This is a genomic window from Paenibacillus physcomitrellae (assembly GCF_002240225.1).
Lineage (GTDB): Bacteria > Bacillota > Bacilli > Paenibacillales > Paenibacillaceae > Fontibacillus > Fontibacillus physcomitrellae.
Genome location: NZ_CP022584.1, coordinates 1,032,324 through 1,058,053, shown reverse-complemented (window position 1 = coordinate 1,058,053; position 25,730 = coordinate 1,032,324). Strand labels below are relative to the sequence as shown.

Here is a 25,730-nt window from a genome sequence, read left to right as displayed (position 1 = left end):
TTTAGTGAAATAATTGATGAATTGCGGATCGATGTATATGTAAGGGAAGTAACTCATGAAAGAGCCCATTTGAAAAATATAATTTAAAATAATGACGGCAAAACATCCTAGAAGGGCCTTCAGATTACGATTGGAATGGCTTAGACAAAAGATAAACAAATAAATGGCTCCCACAACCCAGCATCCCGAAATGTACCTTATAACTTCCAGCCAGAAAGCAGTAGAAGGAGAGAGATAATTCGTAAATTCATAATAAGCATTTGTTGGTTTACTCCAACTGTTATCAAACCCTAGCAGCAGCAGTGAAAAAAGCCCAATGATACCCACATAAATAAGGCTGTAAATAAAGCCCGTCACAAAAATTAAAGACAGTTTGGAATAAATCCATATAGATCTATGTTTTAATCGGATGACACTTAAATAAGTGATAAATTTATCATTACATATATCATAAAGCAGAAATATAAAGCAGGGTAAGAAAAAAAACAGATGGAAATTCCGTTGGTCCAACGTTCGGATCATCAAGAGATCCCAAAAATTTGAGTTTAGTTTTGAACTGAATGCATTTAAAAGAATAAGAAGGGAATAAATGAGTACCCATAGTAAACTTTTTTTGCTGATGAAGGTGTTCTTTAATTTTAATGATAGGTAATTTGTATAAATCGTCAAAGGTATTCGACCTCGCTATCCAAGTTTCTGTGCTTTTTTGATTTGAAATGCAAATGTTATATAACAAACAATGGTTAGGAGTAAAACTGGAATTACCAGGGATGATAAGGTGACTTCATCGTTAAAAATAAATTGAAACCACTGTAAGGGTGAATACCTACGTTGGTGTAAAAATGCTTCAAATAGAATTGAACTAACAATGAATATTAGAAACGGTGCGATGTATACTACAATTTTCTTCTTTATGTAGCTGCTTAAGCTTAAGGCAATTGAAGTGAAACATGCACCCAATATAAAATGGATGATAAACGTAATAAAAATATAGGTGTCGGGGTGTGTTAGAAATAGTTTTGAAAACATGCCGGTTGGTTGATACATAAAGGGATGAAGAATATCGCTTCTAAAAAAAATACTTAAAACTATATAATAGATAAGTTCAGGCAGAAAAAGGACAAGTCCTCCGACTAAGAAATTCACATAGAATTTCACATCAATATAACGTTGAACGCTCATACGGGTTAATAAAAAATAATAGTATTTGGATTCTTTTTCTTCAAAATAGGAAGAAGAATAAGGGATGACAATAAGCAAAGGGAATATTATTGCTAAATAGTTAAAACTTTTTAACCAGATATGATATTTGTTTTGACCATTTATAATTAAATCATTTATGACAGCCTGATTCCCTTTAATATCTGGAGCATTCAAATTAGCAAATGTCATTAATGTAAAGATTTCAGCGTAGTCAGATATAAAAAATAAAATTAATCCAATAATAACGGCGAGTAACATTTTTTTATTACATATTCCTCTTTTTAATTCTGAAAAAAACATAAAGTTCTTCCTTTCTTAGTAGTAAAGGCAGCTGCCCGTTCCGTTAACTTAAGACCAAAGCTAACTTCACGCTACCAAGAAATAGGAGATAGTTCAATAGTTTACCTAAAATTTTACATAAGCATAAAATATCTATGTTTAGTTACCGCCAAGCGTGATAATAACCCAACTTATGGAAAACGCCTTTTGATTTTTAAATGATTTTGTGGAAAAATGAAACTGAACTTGAGATCACACGTAAATATGATCATAAAAACCATTTGATACTCGGGAGGAATTTAAACCATGTCCATTTTCAAAAGACTTCGTGATTTAACCATGTCTAATATCAATTCGATGATCGACAAAGCGGAAGATCCGATTAAAATGACCGACCAGTATATCCGCGACATGCAAGAGGATCTTGAAGATGCGGAGAAAGCCGTAGCGGCCCAAATCGCGATCGAGAAAAGATTCAAATCGCTTTATGAAGAGCAGGAAGAGCTGGTGAACCGCCGCAACGAGCAGGCGCATACGGCAGCTAAAGCCGGCAATGTGGACCTGGCCCGCCGTGCGCTGGAAGAGAAGAAAACCGCTGAAGAGAAAGCGGCTGAATATAAAGCGAATTATGATCAGAACAAACTTGCTGCCGACAACCTCCGCGACAAGCTGGACGAAATGCGCAAACAGCTGGGCGAGCTGAAAAATAAACGCGAAACGCTGGTAGCCCGCTACAATGCGGCCAAAGCTCAGCACCAGATCAACAAATCGATCTCCGGCTTTGATTCCGACAGCGCAGCATCCGGTATGAAGCGTATGGAAGAGAAAATGCTGCAAATGGAAGCTCAAGCTGAAGCATCCGGCGAAATCCACGCCAAAGGTAAATCGCTCGACGATGAAATTGATGCTCTTGGCAAAGACAAAGAGGTCGAAGACGAACTCGCCGCTTTGTTGAAACAATACGATAAACAATCCTGATTCATCGTTTCGTTCGGCCTTAACGGGCAGGCAAACAATACCGTTCTAAATAAGATGCGTTCTGCGCAACCTGAAGGAGAAACGATTTTGGTTTCTCCTTCTGTTATGACATCCCCTGCACTGCAGGGTTAAGCACGAGAGGGGAAGCGACAATGAACCTGGTAAAAAGAATTGGACGTTTATTCGCCAAAGAAGAACCGCCGCTGCCGGAGAAGAGCATGCTGGATCTCGGGCCCGGCGATATTTGCGAGGTGGAGCTGGTCACTTATCAGGTGACGGGCAGCGTCCGTAATCCAAGCCGTAATGCGGTGGTTTTGACCCTGCAGGATGGTGGTCACATCAAATATCTTCATATTGAGGAACGCGAGAAACTCGAATACGTGCTGTATCAGGAAGTCGACGGACGGCTTGACAATCCGGCAGAGGTTCCGACCGAGCTGGAACTGGATGGCAAAATTCATTATTTGGAAGAAGAATATGAGGGGCGGGTTATGGTGCAAGGCAGAGCCCCTTTCCGGCAAGGCGGAGAACAGCATGTATGGCAGTTCCAGGCCGATGATTTCTCCCTGCTGCGCATAGAATGGCAGGACGGAAGATTTATGCTGTATGAAGGAACCAAAGTCATCCCGGGAGATGTTCAAGTCATCCGCTCGAAATAGGAGTGGTCCCATGAAGAATGGTCATAGTTTATACATTAAAATCGTCGTCATACTCAGCCTTGTTGCCGGTCTTCTCAGCGGCTGCGGAAGCCCTTCTGTCATTAAAGAAAATTATCCGCTGGAGTCCGTCAACAAAAGCGGAGATTCTACCTCTTATGTTTACAGGGCTGCTGGAGAAACCGTACCGGAAGTAGCGGCAGATCTGGCCAATCAGCGTACACCGGATCAAATGTCCGCCGCAGATCCTGACCATATGTTTCTCGTCTATCGGGACGAATATTACCATCTTCAGAAAGATCCGAGCAAACCCGAAGACACGCTGATTGAAGTCGATTCGGAAAGTTATGTAAGGCAAAACTATGATTCCAGCTTCCTTCAGGGGTATTTAACCGCTCAGCTTATCGGAAGCCTGTTTAGCGGCGGACTTGGCGGCTATGGCGGAGGATACCGGGGATATACAAGCCGGGACATTTATGAACCGAATCAAAGCTATCATACGCCTTCAACTTCTGAGAAGAAAGCAGCTCCGCCGCTTACCGTCGAGAAAAGAGGGTCGGTAAACCGGCGCGGTTCTACGACCGGAGGCAGTACGGGGGGCTTCTTCGGAGGCGGAGGAGCAGGAAGCGGTTCGGATACCGGCACGGGCAGCCGTGGCAGTATTCAGCGTAATCCCGGCGGCGGTATAGACTATGGCTCAGGCAGTTATACGAAGCCGAGGCCGTCCATCAAGAAGCCCTCGACCCGTGCAGGGCGGGGAGGCATTAGGCGAAGATAGACTGCAGCCGGATTCCGCAGAAGAGGAGTCCGGTTCTTTTTTATGTCAAAGAAGCCAGGCATTAGCGTGTCTTTCCTACTTTCCTCCCGGTTAAACCGTTCCAGCCAGCATGGAAGGAGAATGGCCCGGGTTTGACGAACAAGGGAAGGGATGCGGATCATTAACATCATTTTCACCATTTTGTGTTAAGGGGGAGCTGCTTTGCTGGAACTCAGAAAATTAAAATCCTGTACCCTGGAAGAGGCCGTTCAAGCCTGGAACGAAGGATTCGAAGGATATGCTTTTGATGCTACCACAACACCGGATGCCTTTCTGAAACGGATGGCAGCGGAAGAGCTGTCGAGCGAACTGTCATTTGTCGCCTTTCAAGACGGGAAACCGGCTGGCATCATACTAAATGGAATAAGGGAAACCAAAGAACAGAAGATCGGCTGGAATGGAGGCACGGGCGTTGCTGCTTTATACAGGGGAAGCGGGGTCGGCCGCAGCTTGATCGAAGCTTCTTTGACGTTTTTTCGGGAGCAGGGTGTTCAGTTGGCTACCTTGGAGGCCCTCAGCGCGAATGAGAAGGCCATACACCTATATCTTAAGGCCGGATACGTCCAGACGGATGAACTGGAGCATTTAAGCCTCAAGGGACCGGCAGAACCAGCCGTCATGCCTTCTAAACAAGCCACTGACACGGCTTTGAAACCATTTGAGCTAGTCGCTGTCCCTCCGGTTCAAATGGCTCATATCCCGTTCTACAAAGCGTTAAATCCTTGGCAAACCCAGTGGCAGAGCGCCCGGGACGCGGCTGTAGTGAAGGATGGGACGGGGGACACTATAGGGTACGCCTATTGGAAAAAGATTTATCAGCCTGGGGGCGAACACGCTGCCACGATTCTTTATCAATGCGAGGCACTACCCGGCCATCCGGAGTCGGTGGCGATTTTGAAGCAGCTTATTTGGCATGCGTTTGACGGTTTCCGAGATGCCATCAACCGGAGTGTTCCGAACCTTCCCAAGAGTGCCAGCGCCCTTACCGGGCTGGTCTTAAAAAGTATGGGATTCTCTCCTGTCGTTCAGCAGGTTTATATGACAAAAAGCTTATAAATTTCTGCGTCCAAGGGATGACCTTGCAGACAAAACATGTTAAAATGTGACAAGAACGCCTTTCTACTGGTAAAAAAGTGCATAGGAGAGTCAAAATGCAGAAGAACAGAATGAAGAGAAAATGGAAGCAAATCACAGTATGGACAGCCGTTTCTTTAGCCCTCTCTACTATGTTGTCTGTAGGGCCTGGCCAGGCCGGAGCAGTTCCGGTTAAGACCCTATCGACGGTACAGCTTAATTACGCTAAGATTCAGGCTGATAAGGCGGCCCAGGTGGTCAAGCTGGTTAATCAAGAGCGCCAGAAAGCCGGATTGAAACCTCTGGTTATTCATACCAATCTGACGAAGCTGGCCAAAGACAAAGTTGTGGATATGTACAATCACAAGTATTTCAGTCACACCTCTCCTAAATTCGGTTCTCCATTCGACATGATGGACAGCTACAAAATTTCGTATAATTATGCAGGTGAGAATTTAGCGCGAGGACAGCAGACACCGGCGCAAGTGGTCAAGGACTGGATGAACAGTCCGGGGCACCGGCAAAATATGCTAAATCCTCATTACACGTTAATCGGCGTCGGCTATTATAACGGTTATTGGTCTCAGGAATTTATAGGGAAGTAATGAAATCGGCTTGTGAGGCACCTTTCGTGGAGAATTCCGCGGAAGGTGTTTTCAATTTGGGCCGGCTCATATTTTTAGGAAAATAAACAAAAACTGCTTCTCGAGTGAGAAGCAGCTCTGAATGGATCAAATGGGTTATGCAGGGGTCGAACCTGCGACCTGCCGATTAAGAGTCGGCTGCTCTACCAGCTAAGCTAATAACCCGTAAGTTACTTACATTTTTTATTATACGCCTGTCTTCTCCAAAGAACAAGAGATTATATTTGAACAATTTGCAAATGAAGTAGAGAAGAATTATGTTAAGTAAAGGTTAAAGGAAAACGGTGCCATCAGACCGAAATTTACAAATGAGTCGTTCAGGTTTACAAAGGGGCATCCATGTTTGCGGACAGGAGGGCATTTATGCGTTCGTCATCTAAACTTTGGTTGATTGTCAGTCTCGTTTCGGGAATAGCGACCCTGCTGCTGTTAGGCGGTTTTGTATATGCGGTCCATGATATTGTGAACCCTGCTTCAGCCCCTGGTTTCTCGTCGGATATAGGTAAAGGGACGCAGGAACCGGCTGAATTGCCTCCAACTGGTCAAATCGGGATGGTCGTCATCGGCGATTCCCTCGCTAAAGGTACGGGGGACGATGAAGGCAAGGGATTCGGAGAAAGAGCAGTCGAATTGCTGCAGAGCAAAGCGGCTGATCGCGACGTTAAGCTGCTCGGGAATCTGGGGATTAACGGCCTGCTTACAAGCGGGCTGACAGATGAACTACAGGAGGACGGCGTTCAGCACGTGCTGAAGGAAGCCAGCGTCATTCTGCTGTCTATCGGCGGCAATGACTTGTTTCAAGGAGCTGAAGCGCTTGAAAGTGGCGGCGACCTGCCGACGGCTGCCGAGCTGAACACTTCCATCGATCAGGCCTCCGAAAGGCTGAAGACAATCGTGGCGCAGCTGAAGCAAATCAATCCGGCTGCAACGCTTGTGTATATAGGTCTATATAACCCATTCTCGGATATTGAGGAAATGAGAACAGTAGGCAACAACGGCGTTGTACGCTGGAACACGGCTGCCCAGCAAACTTTAAATCAATATAACGGAACGCTTATGATTCCGACTTATGACCTGTTTGCGGGGAATCTGTCTGCGTATTTGTCCGGAGATCATTTTCACCCGAACAGCGATGGTTATGAGCAGATTGCGCAGCGTATCGTTCAAAGTCTGAAATAAACGGGTCAGGTCAGGGCTTAATGGACGTCCCTTTCTATAAGCTTTCCAACAGACGGCAAGGGAGTGTGAACAAACATGAACGAACCACAACCTATTATTCCGATCGATGAAGCGAGCGGGAATGGGAAGGAGAACCCCACCGGGCAATCCGTGCTGGAGGTCCGCCATTTGCGGAAGAAAATCGGCAAAAGATGGATCATCGAGGATGTTACGTTTGAGGTGCTGGAGGGGGAAATTTTCGGTTTCCTCGGGCCAAATGGTGCTGGCAAAACAACGACGATCCGGATGCTGGTTGATTTGATCAAGCCTACCGAAGGAACGATTGAAATCTGCGGGTATGATATCCGCCGTCAGCCCGAACAGGCGCTTGCCAGGGTCGGCGCGATTGTAGAAAATCCGGAGGTTTATCCGTATTTAACGGGTTGGGAGAATCTTGAGCAGTTTGCGCGGATGCTTCCCGGCGTCGATGACGCCCGGATTCAAGAAGTGGTGGAGATGGTCCGGCTGGATCAACGGATTCATGATAAGGTGCGGACCTATTCGCTGGGGATGCGCCAGCGCCTCGGCATTGCACAGGCACTACTTGGAAGGCCGAGACTGCTGATTCTCGACGAGCCCACCAATGGGCTGGACCCGAAGGGAATCAAGGAAATGAGGGATTTTATCCGCAGGCTGGCCGATCAGGGAATGGCTGTATTTGTATCCAGTCATCTGCTTAGCGAAATTCAGCTGCTATGTGACCGTGTAGCGATTATCAGCTCAGGGCGGGTGCTGGCCGTTGGCCGCGTAAATGAGCTTATTGCGGGCAGATCCAATTACGTTGTTTGGGAAGCTGAGCCGGGAAACCGCATCCAGGAACTGCTTCAGCGGTCTGATATTCCGATCGTGGAGCATCCGGAGACGGTATTGGATGACTCGGTCATGGCGGGGATTGCGGAGGATGCGGTCATCTGCCAAATGGACGGAGACAGAATCGCGGATTATGTGGAGCTGTTTACCCAAGAAGGACTGCGGGTTCGTTCGGTTTATAAACTTAATCCTACACTGGAACAGCTGTTCCTCGAATTGACGGAAGGTGAATCCATTGACTAATATGATGCCCCTCATTCGAAACGAAACCATCAAAATGATGCGCAAGAAACGTTTTTACGTCATTTTACTGGTGCTGGTGGTTCTTGTTCCCATGTTTACTTACGCACAAATGAAAGTGGCCGAGCGGAACAAGGAGAAATTCGGCGACGACTGGCGCAGATCCGTTCAGCAGGCCATAACGGATAATCAAAATTCGCTCGGAAGTTCAAGAATTCCGGATGAATGGAAGAAATACCGTCAAATCTATATCCAGCAGATGAAATATTATTTAGACCATGATGTGAATCCGCAGCAGCCGGGCGGCGTGACTTTTACACGGGAATTTATGGATAATGCCTCATCTTTGTTTATTCCGCTGCTGATCATGGGCATTGCTTCGGATATAGTGTCTTCGGAACGAACGTCGGGAACGATCAAAATGCTGCTGACCAAACCCGTGCGGAGGTGGAAGGTGCTGCTCAGCAAGTTGGTCACCTTGTTTATGTTCGTATCCCTGACAGTCGTGGCTTCTTTTGTGATCTGTTACGCGATTTCCGGTCTGGTATTCGGATATGAAGGATTTAATATGCCTGTCTTTACCGGATTTCAGCTGCAAGGAAGCGATGTGGATCTTTCGGCGGTGCATGCGGTTCCCCAATGGCTGTATCTGTTTATGCAACTAGGGCTGATCTGGTTCGTCAGCCTGGTGGTATCCATGCTGGCCTTTATGATCTCCGTTCTGGTGCGGAGTACGGCGGCAAGTATCGTGATTATGATGGCGGCCTTGATTGCCGGCAACATCCTGACTAATATGGCTTCCGCTTGGCAAAGCGCCAAATATTTGTTTATGGTTAATCTGGAATTGACCGATTATTTGTCGGGAACGCCTGCTCCAATTGAAGGCATGACACTCGTCTTTTCGTTGGTCGTTCTGGCGATTTGGGGCGCCGCTTCACTGGTTGTTTCCTTCATTGTCTTTACGAAACAGGATATATTGAATTAAAATGTACAAGGATTAAGAAAACATTTGTTTGCATTCGGGGCCATCTCAGCCCTACATCGAGCAAAAGATCAAAGGGGGAGCATGAATGGCCGAGCAAATCGATTTGTTCGCGGCAAACTCCGGGAACGGGGCAGAACAAGCGGGATATGACGCGGACGATATTCAAGTGCTCGAAGGACTTGTCGCGGTCAGAAAACGGCCAGGGATGTACATCGGGAGCACAAGCTCGTCGGGTTTGCATCATCTGGTTTGGGAGATCGTCGACAACGCCGTAGACGAACATCTTGCCAAATACTGCTCCAGAATCGATATTACCCTTCATAAAGATGGTTCGGTAACGGTTTTGGACAATGGACGCGGTATTCCTACGGGAAAACATAAAACGGGGATTCCGACGCCGCAGGTTGTTTTTACGATTCTGCACGCAGGCGGCAAATTTGGCGGAGGCGGATACAAAAAGTCCGGGGGACTCCACGGGGTAGGCGCATCCGTGACGAATGCATTGTCGGAGTGGCTTGAAGTCGAAATTTACCGCGAAGGTAAAATTCACCGCATGCGGTTTGAATATTGGGCTGATAAGGACGGCAAAGAACATGTCGGCGAGCCGGTGACAGGACTTGAGGTGCTGGGTAATACGAACAAAACGGGCACCAAGGTTACCTTTAAACCGGATATTCGTATTTTTCAAAACGGCATTGCACTGAATTATGATACGCTTGCTGAACGGTTGCAGGAGATCGCCTTCCTCAATTCGGGCTTAAGAGTAGTTCTGAAGGATGAACGCTCAGGCCGGGCGGATGAATTTTATTATGAAGGTGGAGCCAGCCAGTTCGTCGAATATTTGAACGAAGGCAAAGACGTGCTTCATGATGTCATTCACTTCTACGCGGAACGCGATGAAATCGAAGTGGAAGTCGCCATGCAGTACAATGCCGGTTACACGGAAACGATCGCTTCGTTCGTCAATTCCATTCCTACCCGAGGCGGGGGAACGCATGAAACAGGTTTTAAAACCGCCTATACCCGGGTCATGAACGAATACGCGCGTAAAGCGGGGCTGCTGAAAGAGAAGGATAAAAACCTGGAAGGCTCCGATTTACGCGAAGGTATGATGACCGTGATCAGCGTCAAGATGTCCGAGGTCGAATTCGTGGGGCAGACAAAGGATCAACTGGGAAGCGCATCGGCGCGAAGTGCGGTTGACGCAACGGTGTCTGAAAAGATGCAGCTGTTCCTCGAGGAAAATCCGGGCGTAGCCCAAACGCTGATCAAGAAAGCTGTTCAGGCTTCCAAAGCGCGCGAAGCGGCGCGCAAAGCCCGCGACGAAATGCGGACCGGCAAGAAACGCAGCGAAAGCTCGAATCTGGGCGGCAAGCTGACGCCGGCGCAGTCCAAGGATTTTACGCGGACAGAATTATTTATCGTCGAAGGAGACTCTGCCGGAGGTTCGGCTAAACAGGGACGTGACTCCAAGATTCAAGCGATTCTTCCGCTGAAGGGCAAACCGATGAATCCGGAGAAAGCCAAGCTGGCCGATATTCTGAAGAACGAAGAGTATCGTGCCATTATTACGGCAATTGGCGCCGGAATCGGAACGGAGTTTGAGCTTGAGGACAGTAATTTTGCGAAAATTATTATTATGACAGACGCCGATACAGACGGAGCACATATTCAGGTGCTGCTGCTCACGTTCTTCTACCGTTATATGAAAGAGCTGATCGATGCGGGCCGTATTTACATCGCCCAGCCGCCGCTTTACAAGATTACCCGCAAATCCGGCAAGCTGGAGACCGTCCGTTATGCCTGGACCGATGAACAGCTGCAAAATTATTTAAAGGAATTCGGCAAAAACTTTGAACTGCAGCGTTACAAAGGACTCGGAGAGATGAATCCGGATCAGCTCTGGGAGACCACGATGGATCCGGAAACCCGGACGCTGCTGCAGGTTCAGATCGAAGATGCCGCAAAAGCGGAGCGCCGCGTATCCACACTGATGGGCGACAAGGTAGAACCGCGTAAACGCTGGATTGTTGAGAATGTAGATTTCACAGAGTTTGAGGAATGAGAAGGTGATGGGGCATGGGAACGCTTGAGAATTTTCTGCCGGCCTTTCTGGAAGAGGTTGTTGGCGACCGGTTTGGCAGATATTCCAAATATATCATTCAGGATCGGGCCATTCCGGACGTAAGGGACGGACTGAAGCCGGTTCAGCGCCGGATTCTGTACGCCATGTACGATTCGGGCAATACACCGGACAAGCCGTACCGCAAATCGGCGAAAACGGTCGGGGATGTGATGGGTAACTACCATCCCCACGGGGACTCGTCCATCTATGACGGGATGGTCCGGATGGCACAGCCATGGAAAATGGCGCATGTGCTGGTGGACGGCCACGGCAACTGGGGCTCCCAGGACGATGATCCGCCTGCAGCTATGCGTTACACGGAAGCGAGGCTTTCGCCGATTGCGCTTGAACTGCTTCGTGACATCGAGAAACGGACGGTGCTGTTCAAGGACAATTTCGATAACACGGCGAAAGAGCCGGTTGTGCTTCCAGCCCGTTTTCCCAACCTGCTGGTGAACGGCGTAAGCGGGATTTCATCCGGCTTCGCTACAGAAATTCCGACACATAATCTCCGCGAAACGATTGATGCGTGTATTGAGCTGATGGAGAAGCCGGATACTACGCTGGAGCAACTGATGCAGATTATTAAAGGTCCCGATTTCCCGACCGGGGGCATCATTATGGGCGAAGATGGAATCCGCGAAGCCTATGAAACAGGCAAAGGCCGGATCCATATTCGTTCCAAGACGGAGATTGAGACCGTCCGAGGCGGCAAACAGCAGATCGTCATCACCGAAATCCCTTACCAGGTGGTGAAATCCCGTCTGGTAACGGCCATGGAGAATATCCGGCTGGAGAAGAAGGTGGAAGGGATCGCTGAGGTCCGCGACGAAAGCGGCCGCGCAGGTCTCCGTATCGTTGTGGAATTGAAGAAAGACGCAGATGCCAACGGTATTTTGGCTTATCTGCTTAAGAAGACGGATCTTCAGGTGACATATAACTTCAACATGGTGGCTATCGTCAACAAAGCGCCGCGCCAGCTGGGGGTTCTGGAGATTTTGCAGTCGTATATCGCCCACCAGCGTGAAGTAGTAACGCACCGGACCCAATTCGAGCTGGAGAAAGCACAGGACCGGGCCCATGTGCTCGAAGGCCTCGTCAAAGCGCTAAACATTCTGGATGAAGTGATTGAGGCTATCAAAGCTTCGAAGAACCGCCAGGATGCGCAGAACAATCTGCAGTGGATGTTCGGGTTCTCCGAACGGCAGGCGGATTCGATCCTGACGCTCCAACTGTACCGGTTGACCAATCTGGAGATCACCCAGCTCCAGAAGGAGCTGGATGAAACGCAGAAGAAGATTGCTTCGCTCGAAGCGATTCTGAACAGCGATAAGAAGCTCGTTTCAGTAATCAAAAAAGAACTGGTCGAAATCCGCGATAAATACGGCATCGACCGGCGTTCCGTCATTCAGGGCGAGGTTGAAGAGCTCAAGGTCAACCTGGAGGTCATGGTGACGCAGGAGGATGTGCTTGTCACGTTGTCCGGAGAAGGCTACATTAAGCGGACCAGCATGTTGTCTTATACCCGTTCCGGTGGTGAGATTGGAAGCGCAGGCGTCAAGGAAGGCGATTACATCAAGTTCATTCATAGCGTAAACACGCTGGAGAACCTGCTGATCTTTACGCAGCGCGGCCAATATTTCCTGTTGCCAGTGCATCAGGTTCCGGAGTTCAAATGGAAGGATAACGGCACGGCGATCGTGAATGTTATTCCACTGACCAAGGAAGACCGGATTATCAGCGTGATCCCTGTACGTCATTTTGACCAGCCGGATATGAGCCTTGTTTTTGTTACCAAACGGGGACAAGTGAAACGGACAATGCTCAGTGAATATGAGACGAAACGTTCTTCGGCTGTTGCTGCCTGCAAGGTAGGCGCAGACGATGAAATTGTTGCGGTGAACCCAAGCCGGAGCGACAAGGATTTGATGCTGGTTACCAAGCTGGGCATGGCCATCCGCTTCAATGAGCAGGAAGTAGGGGCGATGGGCCGCGTGGCAGCCGGCGTCCGCGGCATTCAGCTGCGCGATGAAGACGAAGTTACAGCTGCTCTCTGGCTGGACGGCGATGAAGGCGAAGTACTTGTGATCAGTGATTTGGGCTACGGCAAACGATCCCTGCTGCTGGATTATCCAACCCAAAGCCGCGGCGGAAAAGGGATTCAAACGTTTGAATTTAAGGAAGGCAAACGGGTCAAACCAAATGGTAATGCTGTTATTGGAGCATATTGGACTAAAGAGTCATTCTTGATTACAGCGGTTACCCGGGAAGGCCGCAGCTTGTCCTTCTCTTCCGAGCAGGCTCCGCTTGCCGATCGCAAATCGATCGGGAAGACGCTGGTCAGCCTGGAGAAAGACGATTTGATTATCGATTTGCTGCAGCTGCCCCATTATGGTGCTTCTTCTGAAGCCTGATGTGATGGCTGACAGCTCAAAGCTGAAAGATCAAAGAGGATAGATTTGACGAAAGAGAACCTTTCCTGACGTTTCGACTGAAGGAGAGGTTCTTCTTTTGTCGTTTACTGCGATGGAGAAGGAATCGCGAAGGGAACTGGCGAAGGTTAAGGCAGTGAAAGAAATGGATACGCTGAATTTGGAGGGATCAATTGTGTACACAGAAGAATTTGCCAAACTTTGGTCGAAGCTGTCCAAAGACTATCAGTCGCATATGGAGAATGAGCTATCGCCATCCCTGACGGAATCGCAGTTAACCGTTCTGGAACTGCTGGGAAACCAGCCGAAAATGAAACCATCGGATATGATTCCTTTTCTGGCTACAACACCAGCTGCGGTAACGATGCTTCTGGACCGGATGGAGAAGGGAGGCCTCATCTCCCGCGAACGCGATGAGAACGACCGGAGAATTGTTTGGGTGTCCATTACCGAGAAGGGGAAGGAGCAGGCCGAGCACGGACGGGAGGTCCGGACGGAATTTCTGAGCCAGATGCTGGACCGAATCTCTACGCATAATCAGCAGCTGCTGCTGTTTCTGTTAGGAAAAATAACCGCATAACAGCAGTTTAATAGATGTGAACCTAGTAAACCTAGCGAACCTAGCAAACCTAGCAAACTTAGCTGACCTAGCTGACCTAGCTGAACTAGCTGAACTAGCAAACTTTAGTAATCCTAGCGTTCACGAAATTATGAATATAACAAGGATCCGGCAACCGAACGGATCGGTCAAAAAAAGAAAGGGCTGGTCGCCGGGACATATGATGTCCTTAGGCGAATCAGCCCTTTTCCTGTTAACTTGAATGGCTAATCATGGTGTTCTAACTGCCCAAACGGCTTTCAGAAGCGAAGCTGTCCGATCTCACGGGTCCAATGGGACCAGGGCTGCTGCTCCGGCGGTGCGGACACCAGCTTGACCAGCTCTTTGGTCACCGGATGCGGGAAGCCGGCAAAAGCCGACCACAAAGCGATCTGCTGCCCTGCTTTATTGACGCTCGCCCCGTATTTCTGGTCCCCGTACAGCGGAGTGCCCGTATGGCTGAACTGCACGCGGATCTGATGCGGCCGGCCGGTGTGCAGCTCCACCCTCACCAGGGATAAGCCGTCTACCGTGCTGCCGATCATGCTGTATTCCAGAATCGCCTCCTTGGCGCCGTTTGTGCCTTTGGGAACGACGGAGACGGTGTTGGTCCGCTCATCCTTCAGTAAATAATGCGTCAACCGTCCCGCCCGGACGGAAGGCACGCCGTGCACGACCGCCAGGTAAGTCTTCTCAAACTGCCGGCTGCGGACGGCCTCTGACAAACGCGAAGCCGCTTTGGACGTTTTGGCGAAGATCATTGCCCCCCCGACCGGGCGGTCCAGCCGGTGAACAAGCCCCAAAAACACATTGCCGGGTTTGTTGTAGCGCTCCTTCAAATCTTCCTTCAGCAAAGTCAGCATATCCGGATCGCCGCTGGCATCCTCCTGCACCGGCACGTTCACCGGTTTCTCAACACCGAGCAGGTGATTATCCTCATACAGAATCGTCATGGAAGGCGTGCTCCATGTGCGGGCTAGCGGTTCGGACATGTTTATTCCTCCCAGCGTCCCAATATGCCGCAAGGCAGGGTGAGGCCGGAACGGGTAATCGGCAGGCCAAGCTCACCGGCCGAGATACGTCCGCCATAACGGCGCTGCACAGTCATCGACAGCATATTGTTAAGTACCGTGGGGGAAATGCCGGTCGTATACGAGTTGATCAGGAAGAAGAGCGGCTTGTCCGACAAAATGTCGAGGCAGGACTCCAGGAACGGATACAAGCTTTGCTCCAGCTTCCACATCTCACCGCCCGGCCCTCTGCCGTAAGAAGGCGGGTCCATGATGATCGCGTCGTATTTGTTGCCTCTGCGCTGCTCGCGCTGCACGAATTTGAACACATCGTCCGTAATGAACCGGACAGGACGGTCGCCGAGACCGGACAGCTGGAGGTTCTCTTTCGCCCACTGCACCATGCCTTTCGCCGCATCGACGTGTACAACTGAAGCGCCGGCGGATGCCGCGGCAACGGATGCGCCGCCGGTGTAAGCAAACAGGTTAAGCACGGAGATCGGCCGGCCTGCGCCTTTGATTTTATCCATCATCCAGGACCAGTTGGCGGCCTGTTCAGGGAACAGCCCTGTATGTTTAAAGCTGGTCGGCTTAATATAAAACTTGAGATGATTATAGGAAATCGTCCATTTGTCCGGGAGCGGTTTCTTCATATCCCAGTTTCCGCCGCCGGAGGAGCTCCGGTGGTAATGGCCGTGCAGGCTCTTCCATTCGCCGGTTTCGTTCTCAATCGGCCATATGATTTGCGGATCGGGTCTGCGGAGAATGACGTCCCCCCAGCGTTCGAGCTTGTCCCCGGCTCCCGTATCAATCAGTTCGTAATCTTTCCAGTCTGTTGCCATGTACATGTTCTTCATTCCATCCTTCCAGCTACAAACCATCGGCTCCGCCTGCATAGTGCAGCGGAGCCGACGGTTTGATCAATTACCTTATATTGTACCTCATTTACGGGGCTTGATGCCAGAAGATACCGTTCAAATTTTCAAACGTCTTCTCTTTGGAAAGCTAGAAGGAACCATGTGAGGGAGTGTAGCTCGTATTAAGAGGTTAAATCATAGCCGCCAGCTGTAATAGACCTGAATCTGGATTTGTTCAAAGCCGCAGGACTGATAGAGCTGCAGGGCCCGTTCATTTTCCAGCGCCACCTCCAGGAATAAATCGCTGCCTTTGGCCTGCGCTTCATGCACCATCTTCATCAGCACGGAGCGCCCAATCCCTTGCCCGCGATAGGTGGGGTCTATGACAAAACCGTATATCCAGTTTTCCATCGGATCATCATGGACGCGGATTTTGCCCACATCTTGCCCGTCATGCTCAATGACATACATAACGGCGTCCGCGCCATCTGTTTCATTTTGCTTTAAGGCTTCATCGTTCAACTGGCCGGCTTCCTCCTCCGTCAGGCCAAATCCCTCCATGTCAAGCCGGTTCAGCAAGCAGCTGTCAGGCAACTTCGCTTTCCGGAACGAAACCGCAACAGGGGCCGGCGCCAAACGGCCGATCACTTCCGGATTAAACTTCATTTGATATTCGGTCAAAGCAACCTCAAGGCCAAGCCGCTCCGCAAAGCCTTTTCCGGAGGCAGAAGCGGCTGGAATATTAAGCAGAATTTCCTTGTACGCTGCCGCGCGTTCCGGCGGGAGCGCCTCTGCAAGCAGCGAGCGGAAGATGCCTTTTCTCCGGCTGTCGGGGGCGACCAGGCCGCATAACTCCAGTTTGGAGGCAAAATCGTATAAGCCAAGGAAAGCGGTTATTTTTTCATTCTCGCGGTAGACAAAATCATAATGATCCCCAGGCTTGCGTTCTCGCAGCATATCCCAGTTCAGCTTGAGTGAAATCCCGTCGGCCTGCTCCACCTCCAGCTGCAGGGCTTTGATTTGTTCCCAATCCTGCTTGCTCAGCATATTTATATCCTCCATTTTATACAGATAGAAATATTGTAACGGGGAATTGCAGAGACCGGGTAGGGGAAGGTTGGTTTCATCCGTTTTTTATTTGGCCGGAGTTCGATAAATAAATGCTCCCAAAGCTGGCGGAATGATGGATATCGAACCTTGACAAGCCTGCCTGAGCGGGCGTAAGTTTGTAACTATTAGTGTTGATGTGCCTGGCGGCTTGCTGGTTTGCTAGCGTGCAGGTAAGCGGCAGCACTGAACAAGATCAAAGGATCACATGGAGGAGGAGAAGCATGGGGAATATCATTGAACTCAAACACGTATCCTGGCGCCGGGACGGCAAAACCGTCCTGAACGATATCAATTGGACTGTTAAGGAAGGCGAAAACTGGGCGGTATTCGGCCTGAACGGTTCCGGCAAAACGACTATCCTGAATATGCTCAGCGGCTACCTCTGGCCTTCGGAAGGTGAAGTGCATGTTCTAGGTCACAAGCTGGGGGAAATCGATGTCCGGGAGCTTCGGCGCTCGATCGGCTGGGTAAGCTCATCGCTTGAGGAGAAGGTTTACGGCACGGAGAAAGCCCAGGATCTGGTGGTCAGCGGCAAATATGCATCGTTTGGACTTTATGAGAAAACGTCGGAAGAAGATTATGAACGAGCTTCAAAGCTGATGGAGCAGCTGCGCTGCGGCCATTTGCTGGACCGGACTTACCAGACCTGTTCCCAAGGGGAGAAACAGAAGCTGTTAATTGCCAGGGCGCTTATGGCTTCGCCTAAACTGCTCATTCTGGACGAAGCCTGCAACGGGCTGGACTTTATCTCCAAAGAAGGGCTGCTGGAAAGCATCGAGCAGCTGGCTCAGGGGCCGGATGCACCTCATCTGATGTTCGTCACGCATCATACGGAAGAGATCCTGCCGGCCTTCAGTCACACCCTTCTCCTGAGAAGAGGGCAGATCTACGGGCAGGGGCTCACCCGGGACATGATGAGCAGCGAGATTTTATCCGAATTCTTTGAGCTGCCTGTCGGGGTTTCCTGGAGTCATGAGCGGGCTTGGCTGTCCAAGCGCTAGCCGCAGTTTTGCGTTGTGTTTGTACGGGTTACGTGCCGGAATTTCCTCCAGTCCTTAACCGGGCTGGTTTTTTTCTGGTTAATTCGAGGATATGAAAGATGAGGATTGGAAAGATGGGTAATATTGTGTTTTTCCGTGAAAAATTAGAAGCTGGTGTTACAAATAGCTCCCGAAATGCCGATCTTTTAATATAGAGGGAACTATATAAAGGAGATTATAAATAGGGTAGAGCAGGCGTATGCCTGTGTTACATATAAAAATTAGCGAAGTTATACTACGGTGAAGCAGGAAGAGGAAAGAGGCACAGCATGATGGACCGAAGAAAGTTTGAACGCTCCAAAATCCCGCCGCTTGAGATTGAGGTCAGCCAGGTTACGGGGGATAAAGGAGTTTATGAACATGTCAAAATGATCATTGAAGAAGTTAGTGAAGAAGGAATGCGATTTTGGGCGTCTGTACCTTTTGAATTGGGAGAGATGATCCGGTTTGAATGGCCGACCCTGCAAACAGATTCCTTGGTTCAAGGCCGTATATCCTGGGTTCAAGGATCTAATGAGACCGGTTACCGGTGCGGGCTTCATATGATCAACGAATAGGAGGAATATCCATGACGCCATGCAGTGCGAATCATTCTGCAGAAGCGGAGATTTTAAACATACTTTCGAAAAATACTTCAGATGCCGTAATTTGGATGAACCAAGACGGAGTGATTTTGCATGTGAACGAGACTTTGCTGACACTCTCCGGCCATCCCGGTGAGTATTTTATCGGTCGGCCGTTCGGCCGTTTCTTCGGTGTTCAAATGCTCCATGAGTTGAATCGATCCAAAGTGTATGTCCGGGACGTTAATGAACGGGAGCTGGAACTCGAGATGACGATTGCTCCGGTGGAGCATGAGGGAGAACGGATCGGCATCCTTGCGATCGCGCGTTTATCCAAACCAGAACGGCTTCAGGAGCAAGTATTGATGCGCCAGATTCGGCAGCTTACCTATTATGACAGCCTAACGGGTTTGCCAAACCTGAATAAATTTAAAGAGGTGTGGCGCCATCTTCAAAACAATGCCTCTGCTGAGTCTACCAGCGCTATCGTACTGCTTGATCTGGACCGCTTTGGCATAGTCAACCATTATGCAGGCTACGACCGGGGAGACGACTTTCTGATCGCCGTATCCCAGAGGCTGACTTCAATCATCCGCCAGGAGGACCCGGTCTTCCGCTGGAGCAGCGACCGCTTTCTGATTCTGCTTCAGGATGTGAACAAACAGCAGGTTCGGCAGATTGCCGAACGAATTCTGGAGCAATTCCAGCTGCCGTTTGTCGTGAAGCAGATGGAGATTTCCATCACGCCTAGCTTGGGGATCACGATGAGTCCCGAAGACGGCGAGGACGTAGACATGCTGCTTAACAATGCTTCAACAGCCACGTATTATGCCAAGGAGACGGGGAAGAACAGCTATCGCTTCTACAGCCGCAACATGGACAGCGGCGCTTCGCTTGCGCTGGAACAGCAGCTGCGCAAGGCGCTGGAGCGAAAAGAATTTGTACTCCATTACCAGCCTAAAGTGGATATTGCCCACGGCGAGGTAGTAGGTGTCGAAGCCCTGCTGCGCTGGAACCATCCTGAATTCGGGCTGGTTCCGCCTAATCAGTTTATCCCCTTGGCTGAAGAAAGCGGGTTGATTGTTCCGATCGGTGAATGGGTGCTTGAGACCGCCTGTCTGCAGAACAAAGCCTGGCAGATGGCCGGCATCCCGCCGGTGGTTATGTCGGTCAATTTATCGCCCCGCCAGTTCAAGGACGGGAATATCGTACAGAAGGTGAAGCAGTCGCTTGACAAGTCGGGATTGTCTGCTGAATTTCTGGAGCTCGAATTAACGGAGAGCATGATGCTGGATATGAATTATGCGGCCGAAACCCTTGCGCAGCTCAAGATGCTCGGCGTCCGAACCTCACTTGACGATTTCGGCAAAGGGTACAGCTCTCTTACTTACCTGAAATCTTTACCGCTGGACATTCTGAAGGTGGACAGCTCTTTTGTCCGCCATTGTACGGACAACGAGCAGGACGCGGTGCTGCTGAAGACGATTATTAACATGGGACAGAACCTGGAGATGACCGTTGTCGCAGAGGGAGTCGAGGAGGAAGGACAGCTTGAAGTGCTCAAAACGTTCGGGTGCCATCAAGCACAAGGTTTCCTGCTGAGCAAGCCGGTTCCCGGTGAAGCCATTCCTTCGGTGATTTCGGGCATTCGCACACGGTTCCAGGCTGAAACCTGATAAAGCAGAGCAAAGAAAGAAGAGCAGAGGAAGCAGAGCAGCGAAGATTATTTACATAGAACCTCATAGAAATGATAGCAGTAACACGGAGTTACCAGCATGAATGTAGGTTAATATCAGCTAGATTTATCAGCCCCAAAGGGCCCAAGGCTCGGACGATAACGTCCGGGCCTTTTTTTCGATCAGGAGGAGAACTGATTCTTTTCAGCTAATTTTCGAATATGCTGGTTAAGAAAGGTTGATTATATGCCAGTCTAGCGACAAGGAGTCGAGCCTTATGCATGCAGCCGTCAGCTGGTCGGAATTCTGGAGCACCTTTAGGTTATCGATATTAATCAGTTTGCTTGGTGCGCTTATCGGGCACTATTCCAAAAACGGGGTCATCCAGTTCCCCTTGTTTGTCATTCCCTATGAACGAAGCAGCTGGTTCTCGCAATGTCTCGATTATCCGCTGAAATGGGGCAATTTGCTGAGAAAGATTGTTGTTTATTTGATCTTTGGACCGATTGATCTGCTGTTGTTCGTGATAGGGTTCCGAGGGGACCAGTACGGCAGCAAACGCGTTTATCTGGAGCTGGGGTGGATGGGGGATATTCTGATTGGGATCGGTACGGGCGTCCTGGCCAAAACAGCAGTCGAAATGGCGGGAACCCACAATTTGTACGCTGAGGTAAGCGCGGCATTTATTGCCGGTTTTGCAGGATTATCTTACATACGGGATCGACAACGCAAAGACCTGGGGATGGATCAGAAGCTGGACCCCAGCTCCGTCGTGGAGCCGGTTCAAAGTCTAAGCTCGTCAAACGTTCCGGGCCAGTCTGCTTCAGACCGGGTGGATTTGGAATCGGCGGAAAAGGAACAGAAACCGCCGGGCATCTGAGCGGCGGAGCGGGACTATGACGCGGATGTACTTGGGCCATTTACAGCTTTATCGGGATGCACCATCCTGCTGTGCTTTCAGTATGATATAACCAAAGGAGGGGTTCTTATTGGCTAAGAAAATCAGCGTAACAGCCCACGAATATCAGGAATTGGAGAAGCTGGCGGACATCGTCAATAATTTGAATGTGCCCTCAGGCAAACGTAAAATCGCCAAAGCTCAATACGAAGCCATATTGCGGCTGGCCAAAAACAGACCCAATGAACCTAGACTCAATGAACCTAGACTGAGTGACAGCCGCAGCCGTATCGTTTGACCCGGGGGGTCTGGTACACTCTGAGAACAGGCGTTGCCGTGACTTGAGTCTGACCGTGGGATACGGCCAGGCTTTTTTGATGTTTAGCATGGAAAGCGTAGCCAGCCCAACGCTGCAAAGCTTATAATAGAGTTCAACAAAAGAACGTTTAGGAGTTATTTTTACATAAGGAGCTTAAAGGAGTTTATTGGATGAAAATAAAAGTTATGATTGCCGACGACAATTCTTTTATTCGAGAAGGCATGAAAATTATTCTGTCCAGCTTCGACGAATTCGAGGTGATCGGGACGGTGCAGGACGGGGCGGAAGCCGTGTCTTTCTGCCGGGATCATGAGGTGGATGTCGCTATGCTGGATATCCGGATGCCGAATATGAACGGTGTGGAGGCGACGCGGCTGATTGCAGCCGAAGGTACGGCTAAGCCGTTGATTTTGACTACTTTCGATGACGATGAGTTTATCATTGAGGCCATTCACGCGGGCGCCCGCGGTTATCTGCTTAAGAATAATGATCCGGAGCAGATTCGGGACGCCATCAAAAGCGTCTATAATAACCACCATGTGCTGCAGGGAGTTGTTGTCGACCGGCTTAAAAGCGGGCTTACTGAATCTGCAAGCCAGAGGGATTCAAATGCAGACCGTTCCTGCGCGGAGCCGGCCCCGCACGCCAAACTTGATTTAAGCTTGTTCACGGACCGGGAGCTCGAAGTGATGACCCAGATCGCGAAGGGATTATCCAATAAAGGCATCGCCAAAAAGCTGTTTCTGTCCGAAGGAACGGTCGCCAATCATATTACGTCGATCTTGAACAAAACCGGCCTTGCGCACCGGACGCAAATCGCCATCTATTTTCTGACCGGGGAAGTTATGACCCAAGATGAATAGCCATAAAATGATGCTGGAAGGCTGGGTTATCGGCAGCAAGCTTGTACTGCTCGGTTACGTCATTTGGGAGTCGTATTTCCGACAGAACCAGACCGGAGGCTGGGCTGTATTTGCCTATTTGGTTTATATTTGCCTGGTTTTCGCTGAACGCGTGCTTAAAGATAGAGGGGCAAGGCTTGTTACCGCTTTATTTACGGCAGCCTTTCTGACGTTGAGCTCTTGGCTGCTGGAGATCCCGCTCTTGCTTCTGCTGCCGCTCAGCCTGATTGAACTGGGAGAAACCTTCAAACCCCGCGGCCTTTCCCTGCTGCTTCTGATCGCCGGAGCTTGGCTTGTGCCAAATCGGGAGCTGCCGCTGTATGCGGCTGCGGCTGCAATATCCTGGCTTGGTTATTTGATAATCAGGGAGGGCGGAGAGAAGCTTGTCCGGCAGAACAGCCGGAATGAAGAGCTGGGTGCTGATCTCCAGCGGCTGACACGGGCGTTAAGCGAGAACAGGGAATATGCGAGGCAGTCTGAGTATACGATCAAGCTGGAAGAGCGAAACCGGTTATCCCAGCGGATTCACGACGAGATCGGGCACTCGATGGCCGGAGCGCTGATCCAGATGGAGGCGTCCAAAAGGCTGCTCACGGTAAATCCGGAGAAAGCGGCCGAGCTGCTCGGAAATGCCATCCACATCTCCAAGGAAGGCCTGGAACAAATTAGACTGACGCTGAAAGATACCAAGCCGAGATCCGAGGAGCTGGGCATTAACCGTCTTCGTTTGTTTGTGGACGAGCTTGCGGCCAAACATTCGTTATCCGCCTCCCTCACCTACGAAGGGGATCTGGATGTGATTACACCGCTCCAATGGAAGGTGATCCAGGATAATGCGAAGGAAGCTGTCACGAACACGATTAAATATGCCGAGGCTGACAAGGTTCAGCTGCATATCCAGGTGTTGAACCGTCTGGTGAAGTCCCAAATTTCCGACAACGGGATTGGTGCCGGCCAGATTGTCAAAGGTTTGGGGATTACGGGAATGGAAGAGAGGACCGCGTCCCTGGGAGGGACGTTGATCGTGGACGGATCAGACGGATTCCGGGTGATTACGCTCCTGCCTCTTGAAGGCAAAGACAGCCGGGAGTTTACTCATGACGGCAGGTCATGAACAATCTCATTGATAAAGGATGAACTTATGCACTTCATAAGGGCGTCCTTTTTTCTTATGATGGAGGCATATCAAGTAACAAGTACAGGTACAGGAGTGATTCGGAGTGAATGTGCTGGAAATTAAGGACCTAACCCGTAAATTCGGGGATTTCGTCGCTGTAGATCATATGAACTTAAAGGTGCGTGAGGGTGAAATATTCGGTTTTCTTGGAGCCAATGGCGCCGGAAAAAGCACGACCATCAACATGATTTCCTCTCTGCTTCGCATAACAAAGGGAGAAATTTTGCTGCTCGGCAAGAATATCAGCAAACACGGGAAATTTGCCAAAATGAACATTGGCATCGTTCCGCAGGATCTGGCGATCTATGAGGAAATGACAGCCTATGAGAATATTCACTTTTTTGCGGGCTTGTATGGACTGCGGGGCCAGGAACTGAAAGAACGCACGATGGAGGCGCTTGAATTTGTCGGGTTGTCTGATAGAGCCAAGGAGCTGCCCAAAAACTTCTCGGGCGGCATGAAACGCCGCCTGAACATTGCCTGCGCGATTGCGCATAAGCCGAAGCTGATTATCATGGATGAACCGACCGTCGGCATTGATCCGCAGTCCCGGAATTATATCCTTAATTCGGTTCGCAAGCTGAACGAGATGGGCAGTACAATCATTTACACGAGCCACTATATGGAAGAAGTAGAGGAGCTCTGCACGCGCATTGCCATCGTGGATCACGGCAAAGTTATTGCCGAAGGAACCAAGGAGCAGCTCGAATCCAGCATTACCGATACCAAGGACCTCTGGATCAGCTATAAATCGGAGCTTCCTCCGGATGTGGAGCGTATCCGGCAAATTCCAGGGGTCACTCAGGTGCTGGATGATCCGCAGGAGCAAATGCTGAGAGTGCATTCCAAGACGGAAGTCAACAATTTGAATACGATTCTGCAGCAGCTGATTCAAAATGACGTTGAAATCCGCTCGGTCGATGAGAAAGCACCGAATCTGGAAACCGTATTTCTGACCCTGACCGGCAGAAATCTTCGCGATTAGGAGGGGAGTCTGTGAACATATTACGTATTGCCCGCAAGGAGCTGCTGATTCAGCTCCGAAACAAGCAGACATTTCTATTCATGATCGCCTTCCCGATCGTACTGATCCTGATTCTTGGTTCGGCGCTGTCTAATGCTTTCTCAGCCGAAACCACTGTCGATTCTATGAAGCTGCTGTACCGGGACAACGCCCAGAACACACAGCTCAAAGAATCCTGGAAGGCTTTCTCGGATGTCCTCAAGCAGGAGGGTGTCGAGCTGACAGCCTGGAGCAGTGGTACGGACGGCAAACAGGAGGTTCAGGATGACCGCTATACCGGTTATGCCGAGCTGGATGATAACGGAATTCACTATTATGGAAGCTCGCAGCATCAGATTGAAAATAACATCGTTCAGGGCATGTTGTCGGTCTATGCCGATCGTTATAATCTCGCCGCCGCAGCCATCAAGATTGATCCGGCTTCGGTGCAGCCTATTGTAACCGGCGTGGATTCATTTGGCGATTTCATTCCGGAGACTTCACTCAACAAAGAAAAGCAGCCAGGCTCTATTGATTATTATGCGATTGCCATGTCTACCATGATTGCGCTTTATGCCAGCATGTCATCAACGAGTCTGATCCAGGGGGAGCGTTCCCGGAAAACGTCGATCCGGCTGAGCGCATCTCCGGTAAGCAAGGGTGAAATCTTCGCCGGTAAAGTGATCGGCGCCACCCTGATTAATTTTGTATGCGTGATGGTTGTTGTCCTCTTCAGCGGACTGGTCTTCCAAGCGGATTGGGGATCCCATTACGGCGCAGTGGCTCTGGTTCTACTGACGCTGGTGGCTTTTGCAGTGAGCCTCGGGTTGTTTTGCGGCTATTTATTCAAAGAGGCTTCCGGCGGCCGTACCTTTATCGTGATCCTCATTCAAGTATTTTCTTTTATAGGCGGTGCCTATTTCCCTGTGGGAGATGATTTTTCAGGCCATTTGGCTTTGATCTCGCCGCTCCGCTGGGCCAACCAGGCCTTAACCCAAATCATTTATGCCGATCAGGTATCTGCCTTGCTGCCGGCTGCGGCGCTTAATATGGCGCTGGTCGCGGTATTGTTAATTCTTTCAGGCATCTATATGAGAAGACAGGAGGCGCTCTAAA

Annotated in this window: 24 protein-coding genes and 1 tRNA gene; 20 read left to right on the top strand and 5 right to left on the bottom strand. The window is 49.8% G+C overall.

The features are described from left to right. Positions 1–684: 684 nt before the first annotated feature. Complete coding sequence (locus CBE73_RS04830; RefSeq protein ID WP_094093246.1) at positions 685–1,503, bottom strand: hypothetical protein; 819 nt, start codon at positions 1,501–1,503, stop codon at positions 685–687. 285 nt (positions 1,504–1,788) lie between these two features. On the opposite strand from CBE73_RS04830, the gene CBE73_RS04825 reads away from it, so the two are divergent. The 5 genes from CBE73_RS04825 to CBE73_RS04805 all read left to right on the top strand — a co-directional run bounded on the left by CBE73_RS04825 (position 1,789) and on the right by CBE73_RS04805 (position 5,612). Beyond that, positions 1,789–2,460: a PspA/IM30 family protein gene (locus CBE73_RS04825; protein WP_094093245.1), complete on the top strand. Its 672-nt coding sequence runs from the start codon at positions 1,789–1,791 to the stop codon at positions 2,458–2,460. A 152-nt stretch (positions 2,461–2,612) separates the two neighbouring features. Then, a complete protein-coding gene (locus CBE73_RS04820) occupies positions 2,613–3,119 on the top strand; it encodes a DUF4178 domain-containing protein (RefSeq protein ID WP_094093244.1) in 507 nt (168 codons plus the stop codon). Between the two features lie 10 nt (positions 3,120–3,129). Continuing rightward, a complete protein-coding gene (locus CBE73_RS04815) occupies positions 3,130–3,894 on the top strand; it encodes a DUF4247 domain-containing protein (protein WP_094093243.1) in 765 nt (254 codons plus the stop codon). Positions 3,895–4,095: 201 nt separating this feature from the next. Next, positions 4,096–4,989, top strand: coding sequence for a GNAT family N-acetyltransferase (locus CBE73_RS04810; RefSeq protein ID WP_094093242.1), 894 nt, complete (start codon positions 4,096–4,098; stop codon positions 4,987–4,989). 95 nt (positions 4,990–5,084) lie between these two features. Further along, the gene (locus tag CBE73_RS04805) at positions 5,085–5,612 is read left to right on the top strand and encodes a CAP domain-containing protein (protein ID WP_094093241.1); all 528 of its coding nucleotides are present in this window, start codon (positions 5,085–5,087) and stop codon (positions 5,610–5,612) included. Between the two features lie 131 nt (positions 5,613–5,743). Here CBE73_RS04805 and CBE73_RS04800 read toward each other — a convergent pair. Further along, positions 5,744–5,816 (bottom strand) — tRNA-Lys (locus CBE73_RS04800). A gap of 198 nt (positions 5,817–6,014) precedes the next feature. On the opposite strand from CBE73_RS04800, the gene CBE73_RS04795 reads away from it, so the two are divergent. From CBE73_RS04795 to CBE73_RS04770, 6 genes are all read left to right on the top strand, one after another. Further along, positions 6,015–6,830 (top strand): GDSL-type esterase/lipase family protein, encoded by an 816-nt coding sequence (locus CBE73_RS04795; protein ID WP_094093240.1) that lies wholly within the window; start codon positions 6,015–6,017, stop codon positions 6,828–6,830. A 75-nt stretch (positions 6,831–6,905) separates the two neighbouring features. Further along, a complete protein-coding gene (locus CBE73_RS04790; protein ID WP_094093239.1) occupies positions 6,906–7,922 on the top strand; it encodes an ABC transporter ATP-binding protein in 1,017 nt (338 codons plus the stop codon). After that, complete coding sequence (locus CBE73_RS04785; RefSeq protein WP_094093238.1) at positions 7,915–8,904, top strand: ABC transporter permease; 990 nt, start codon at positions 7,915–7,917, stop codon at positions 8,902–8,904. Before CBE73_RS04790 ends, CBE73_RS04785 begins: the two co-directional genes overlap by 8 nt. 85 nt (positions 8,905–8,989) lie before the next feature. After that, positions 8,990–10,969, top strand: a complete 1,980-nt coding sequence (gene parE, locus CBE73_RS04780; RefSeq protein WP_094093237.1) for a DNA topoisomerase IV subunit B — start codon at positions 8,990–8,992, stop codon at positions 10,967–10,969. A gap of 14 nt (positions 10,970–10,983) precedes the next feature. Further along, a complete protein-coding gene (gene gyrA / locus CBE73_RS04775) occupies positions 10,984–13,443 on the top strand; it encodes a DNA gyrase subunit A (protein WP_094093236.1) in 2,460 nt (819 codons plus the stop codon). 193 nt (positions 13,444–13,636) lie between these two features. Then, entirely contained in the window at positions 13,637–14,041 is a 405-nt protein-coding gene (locus CBE73_RS04770) for a MarR family transcriptional regulator (protein ID WP_094096141.1), read from the top strand. Positions 14,042–14,319: 278 nt separating this feature from the next. Here CBE73_RS04770 and CBE73_RS04765 read toward each other — a convergent pair whose 3' ends face one another. The 3 genes from CBE73_RS04765 to CBE73_RS04755 form a co-directional block, all read right to left on the bottom strand. Beyond that, on the bottom strand, positions 14,320–15,051 hold the full coding sequence (locus tag CBE73_RS04765) for an RluA family pseudouridine synthase (RefSeq protein ID WP_094093235.1): 732 nt from the start codon (positions 15,049–15,051) through the stop codon (positions 14,320–14,322). A gap of 2 nt (positions 15,052–15,053) precedes the next feature. Beyond that, positions 15,054–15,917: a class I SAM-dependent methyltransferase gene (locus CBE73_RS04760; RefSeq protein ID WP_094096140.1), complete on the bottom strand. Its 864-nt coding sequence runs from the start codon at positions 15,915–15,917 to the stop codon at positions 15,054–15,056. Between the two features lie 204 nt (positions 15,918–16,121). Further along, complete coding sequence (locus CBE73_RS04755) at positions 16,122–16,973, bottom strand: GNAT family N-acetyltransferase (protein WP_157739412.1); 852 nt, start codon at positions 16,971–16,973, stop codon at positions 16,122–16,124. A 284-nt stretch (positions 16,974–17,257) separates the two neighbouring features. Here CBE73_RS04755 and CBE73_RS04750 point away from each other — a divergent pair, with 284 nt between their 5' ends. The 9 genes from CBE73_RS04750 (at position 17,258) to CBE73_RS04710 (ending at position 25,729) form a co-directional block, all read left to right on the top strand. After that, positions 17,258–18,037 (top strand): ABC transporter ATP-binding protein, encoded by a 780-nt coding sequence (locus CBE73_RS04750; RefSeq protein WP_094093233.1) that lies wholly within the window; start codon positions 17,258–17,260, stop codon positions 18,035–18,037. Positions 18,038–18,345: 308 nt separating this feature from the next. After that, a complete protein-coding gene (locus CBE73_RS04745; protein WP_094093232.1) occupies positions 18,346–18,633 on the top strand; it encodes a PilZ domain-containing protein in 288 nt (95 codons plus the stop codon). 11 nt (positions 18,634–18,644) lie between these two features. Further along, entirely contained in the window at positions 18,645–20,315 is a 1,671-nt protein-coding gene (locus CBE73_RS04740) for a putative bifunctional diguanylate cyclase/phosphodiesterase (RefSeq protein WP_094093231.1), read from the top strand. Positions 20,316–20,592: 277 nt separating this feature from the next. Beyond that, the gene (locus CBE73_RS04735) at positions 20,593–21,195 is read left to right on the top strand and encodes a hypothetical protein (RefSeq protein WP_094093230.1); all 603 of its coding nucleotides are present in this window, start codon (positions 20,593–20,595) and stop codon (positions 21,193–21,195) included. A gap of 109 nt (positions 21,196–21,304) precedes the next feature. Beyond that, positions 21,305–21,511, top strand: coding sequence for a hypothetical protein (locus CBE73_RS04730; RefSeq protein ID WP_094093229.1), 207 nt, complete (start codon positions 21,305–21,307; stop codon positions 21,509–21,511). Between the two features lie 191 nt (positions 21,512–21,702). Then, the gene (locus CBE73_RS04725; RefSeq protein WP_094093228.1) at positions 21,703–22,395 is read left to right on the top strand and encodes a response regulator transcription factor; all 693 of its coding nucleotides are present in this window, start codon (positions 21,703–21,705) and stop codon (positions 22,393–22,395) included. After that, positions 22,388–23,548 carry a sensor histidine kinase gene (locus tag CBE73_RS04720; protein WP_229752491.1) on the top strand — a complete coding sequence of 387 codons (1,161 nt, stop codon included), beginning with the start codon at positions 22,388–22,390 and terminating at the stop codon, positions 23,546–23,548. The genes CBE73_RS04725 and CBE73_RS04720 overlap by 8 nt, the downstream gene beginning before the upstream one ends. A 106-nt stretch (positions 23,549–23,654) precedes the next feature. Beyond that, positions 23,655–24,596: an ABC transporter ATP-binding protein gene (locus CBE73_RS04715; RefSeq protein WP_094093227.1), complete on the top strand. Its 942-nt coding sequence runs from the start codon at positions 23,655–23,657 to the stop codon at positions 24,594–24,596. An 11-nt stretch (positions 24,597–24,607) separates the two neighbouring features. After that, the gene (locus tag CBE73_RS04710; protein WP_094093226.1) at positions 24,608–25,729 is read left to right on the top strand and encodes an ABC transporter permease; all 1,122 of its coding nucleotides are present in this window, start codon (positions 24,608–24,610) and stop codon (positions 25,727–25,729) included. Position 25,730: the final 1 nt, after the last annotated feature.

What these genes read in the sequence shown, in the direction of transcription:
- gyrA (WP_094093236.1), top strand. Translation starts at nt 10,984, where the DNA reads ATGGGAACGCTTGAGAATTTTCTGCCGGCCTTTCTGGAAGAGGTTGTT.
- CBE73_RS04765 (WP_094093235.1), bottom strand. Translation starts at nt 15,051, where the DNA reads ATGTCCGAACCGCTAGCCCGCACATGGAGCACGCCTTCCATGACGATT.
- CBE73_RS04805 (WP_094093241.1), top strand. Translation starts at nt 5,085, where the DNA reads ATGCAGAAGAACAGAATGAAGAGAAAATGGAAGCAAATCACAGTATGG.
- CBE73_RS04735 (WP_094093230.1), top strand. Translation starts at nt 20,593, where the DNA reads ATGCATGCAGCCGTCAGCTGGTCGGAATTCTGGAGCACCTTTAGGTTA.
- CBE73_RS04795 (WP_094093240.1), top strand. Translation starts at nt 6,015, where the DNA reads ATGCGTTCGTCATCTAAACTTTGGTTGATTGTCAGTCTCGTTTCGGGA.
- CBE73_RS04790 (WP_094093239.1), top strand. Translation starts at nt 6,906, where the DNA reads ATGAACGAACCACAACCTATTATTCCGATCGATGAAGCGAGCGGGAAT.
- CBE73_RS04755 (WP_157739412.1), bottom strand. Translation starts at nt 16,973, where the DNA reads ATGCTGAGCAAGCAGGATTGGGAACAAATCAAAGCCCTGCAGCTGGAG.
- CBE73_RS04745 (WP_094093232.1), top strand. Translation starts at nt 18,346, where the DNA reads ATGATGGACCGAAGAAAGTTTGAACGCTCCAAAATCCCGCCGCTTGAG.
- CBE73_RS04830 (WP_094093246.1), bottom strand. Translation starts at nt 1,503, where the DNA reads ATGTTTTTTTCAGAATTAAAAAGAGGAATATGTAATAAAAAAATGTTA.
- parE (WP_094093237.1), top strand. Translation starts at nt 8,990, where the DNA reads ATGGCCGAGCAAATCGATTTGTTCGCGGCAAACTCCGGGAACGGGGCA.
- CBE73_RS04740 (WP_094093231.1), top strand. Translation starts at nt 18,645, where the DNA reads ATGACGCCATGCAGTGCGAATCATTCTGCAGAAGCGGAGATTTTAAAC.
- CBE73_RS04750 (WP_094093233.1), top strand. Translation starts at nt 17,258, where the DNA reads ATGGGGAATATCATTGAACTCAAACACGTATCCTGGCGCCGGGACGGC.
- CBE73_RS04720 (WP_229752491.1), top strand. Translation starts at nt 22,388, where the DNA reads ATGAATAGCCATAAAATGATGCTGGAAGGCTGGGTTATCGGCAGCAAG.
- CBE73_RS04760 (WP_094096140.1), bottom strand. Translation starts at nt 15,917, where the DNA reads ATGTACATGGCAACAGACTGGAAAGATTACGAACTGATTGATACGGGA.
- CBE73_RS04825 (WP_094093245.1), top strand. Translation starts at nt 1,789, where the DNA reads ATGTCCATTTTCAAAAGACTTCGTGATTTAACCATGTCTAATATCAAT.
- CBE73_RS04820 (WP_094093244.1), top strand. Translation starts at nt 2,613, where the DNA reads ATGAACCTGGTAAAAAGAATTGGACGTTTATTCGCCAAAGAAGAACCG.
- CBE73_RS04725 (WP_094093228.1), top strand. Translation starts at nt 21,703, where the DNA reads ATGAAAATAAAAGTTATGATTGCCGACGACAATTCTTTTATTCGAGAA.
- CBE73_RS04815 (WP_094093243.1), top strand. Translation starts at nt 3,130, where the DNA reads ATGAAGAATGGTCATAGTTTATACATTAAAATCGTCGTCATACTCAGC.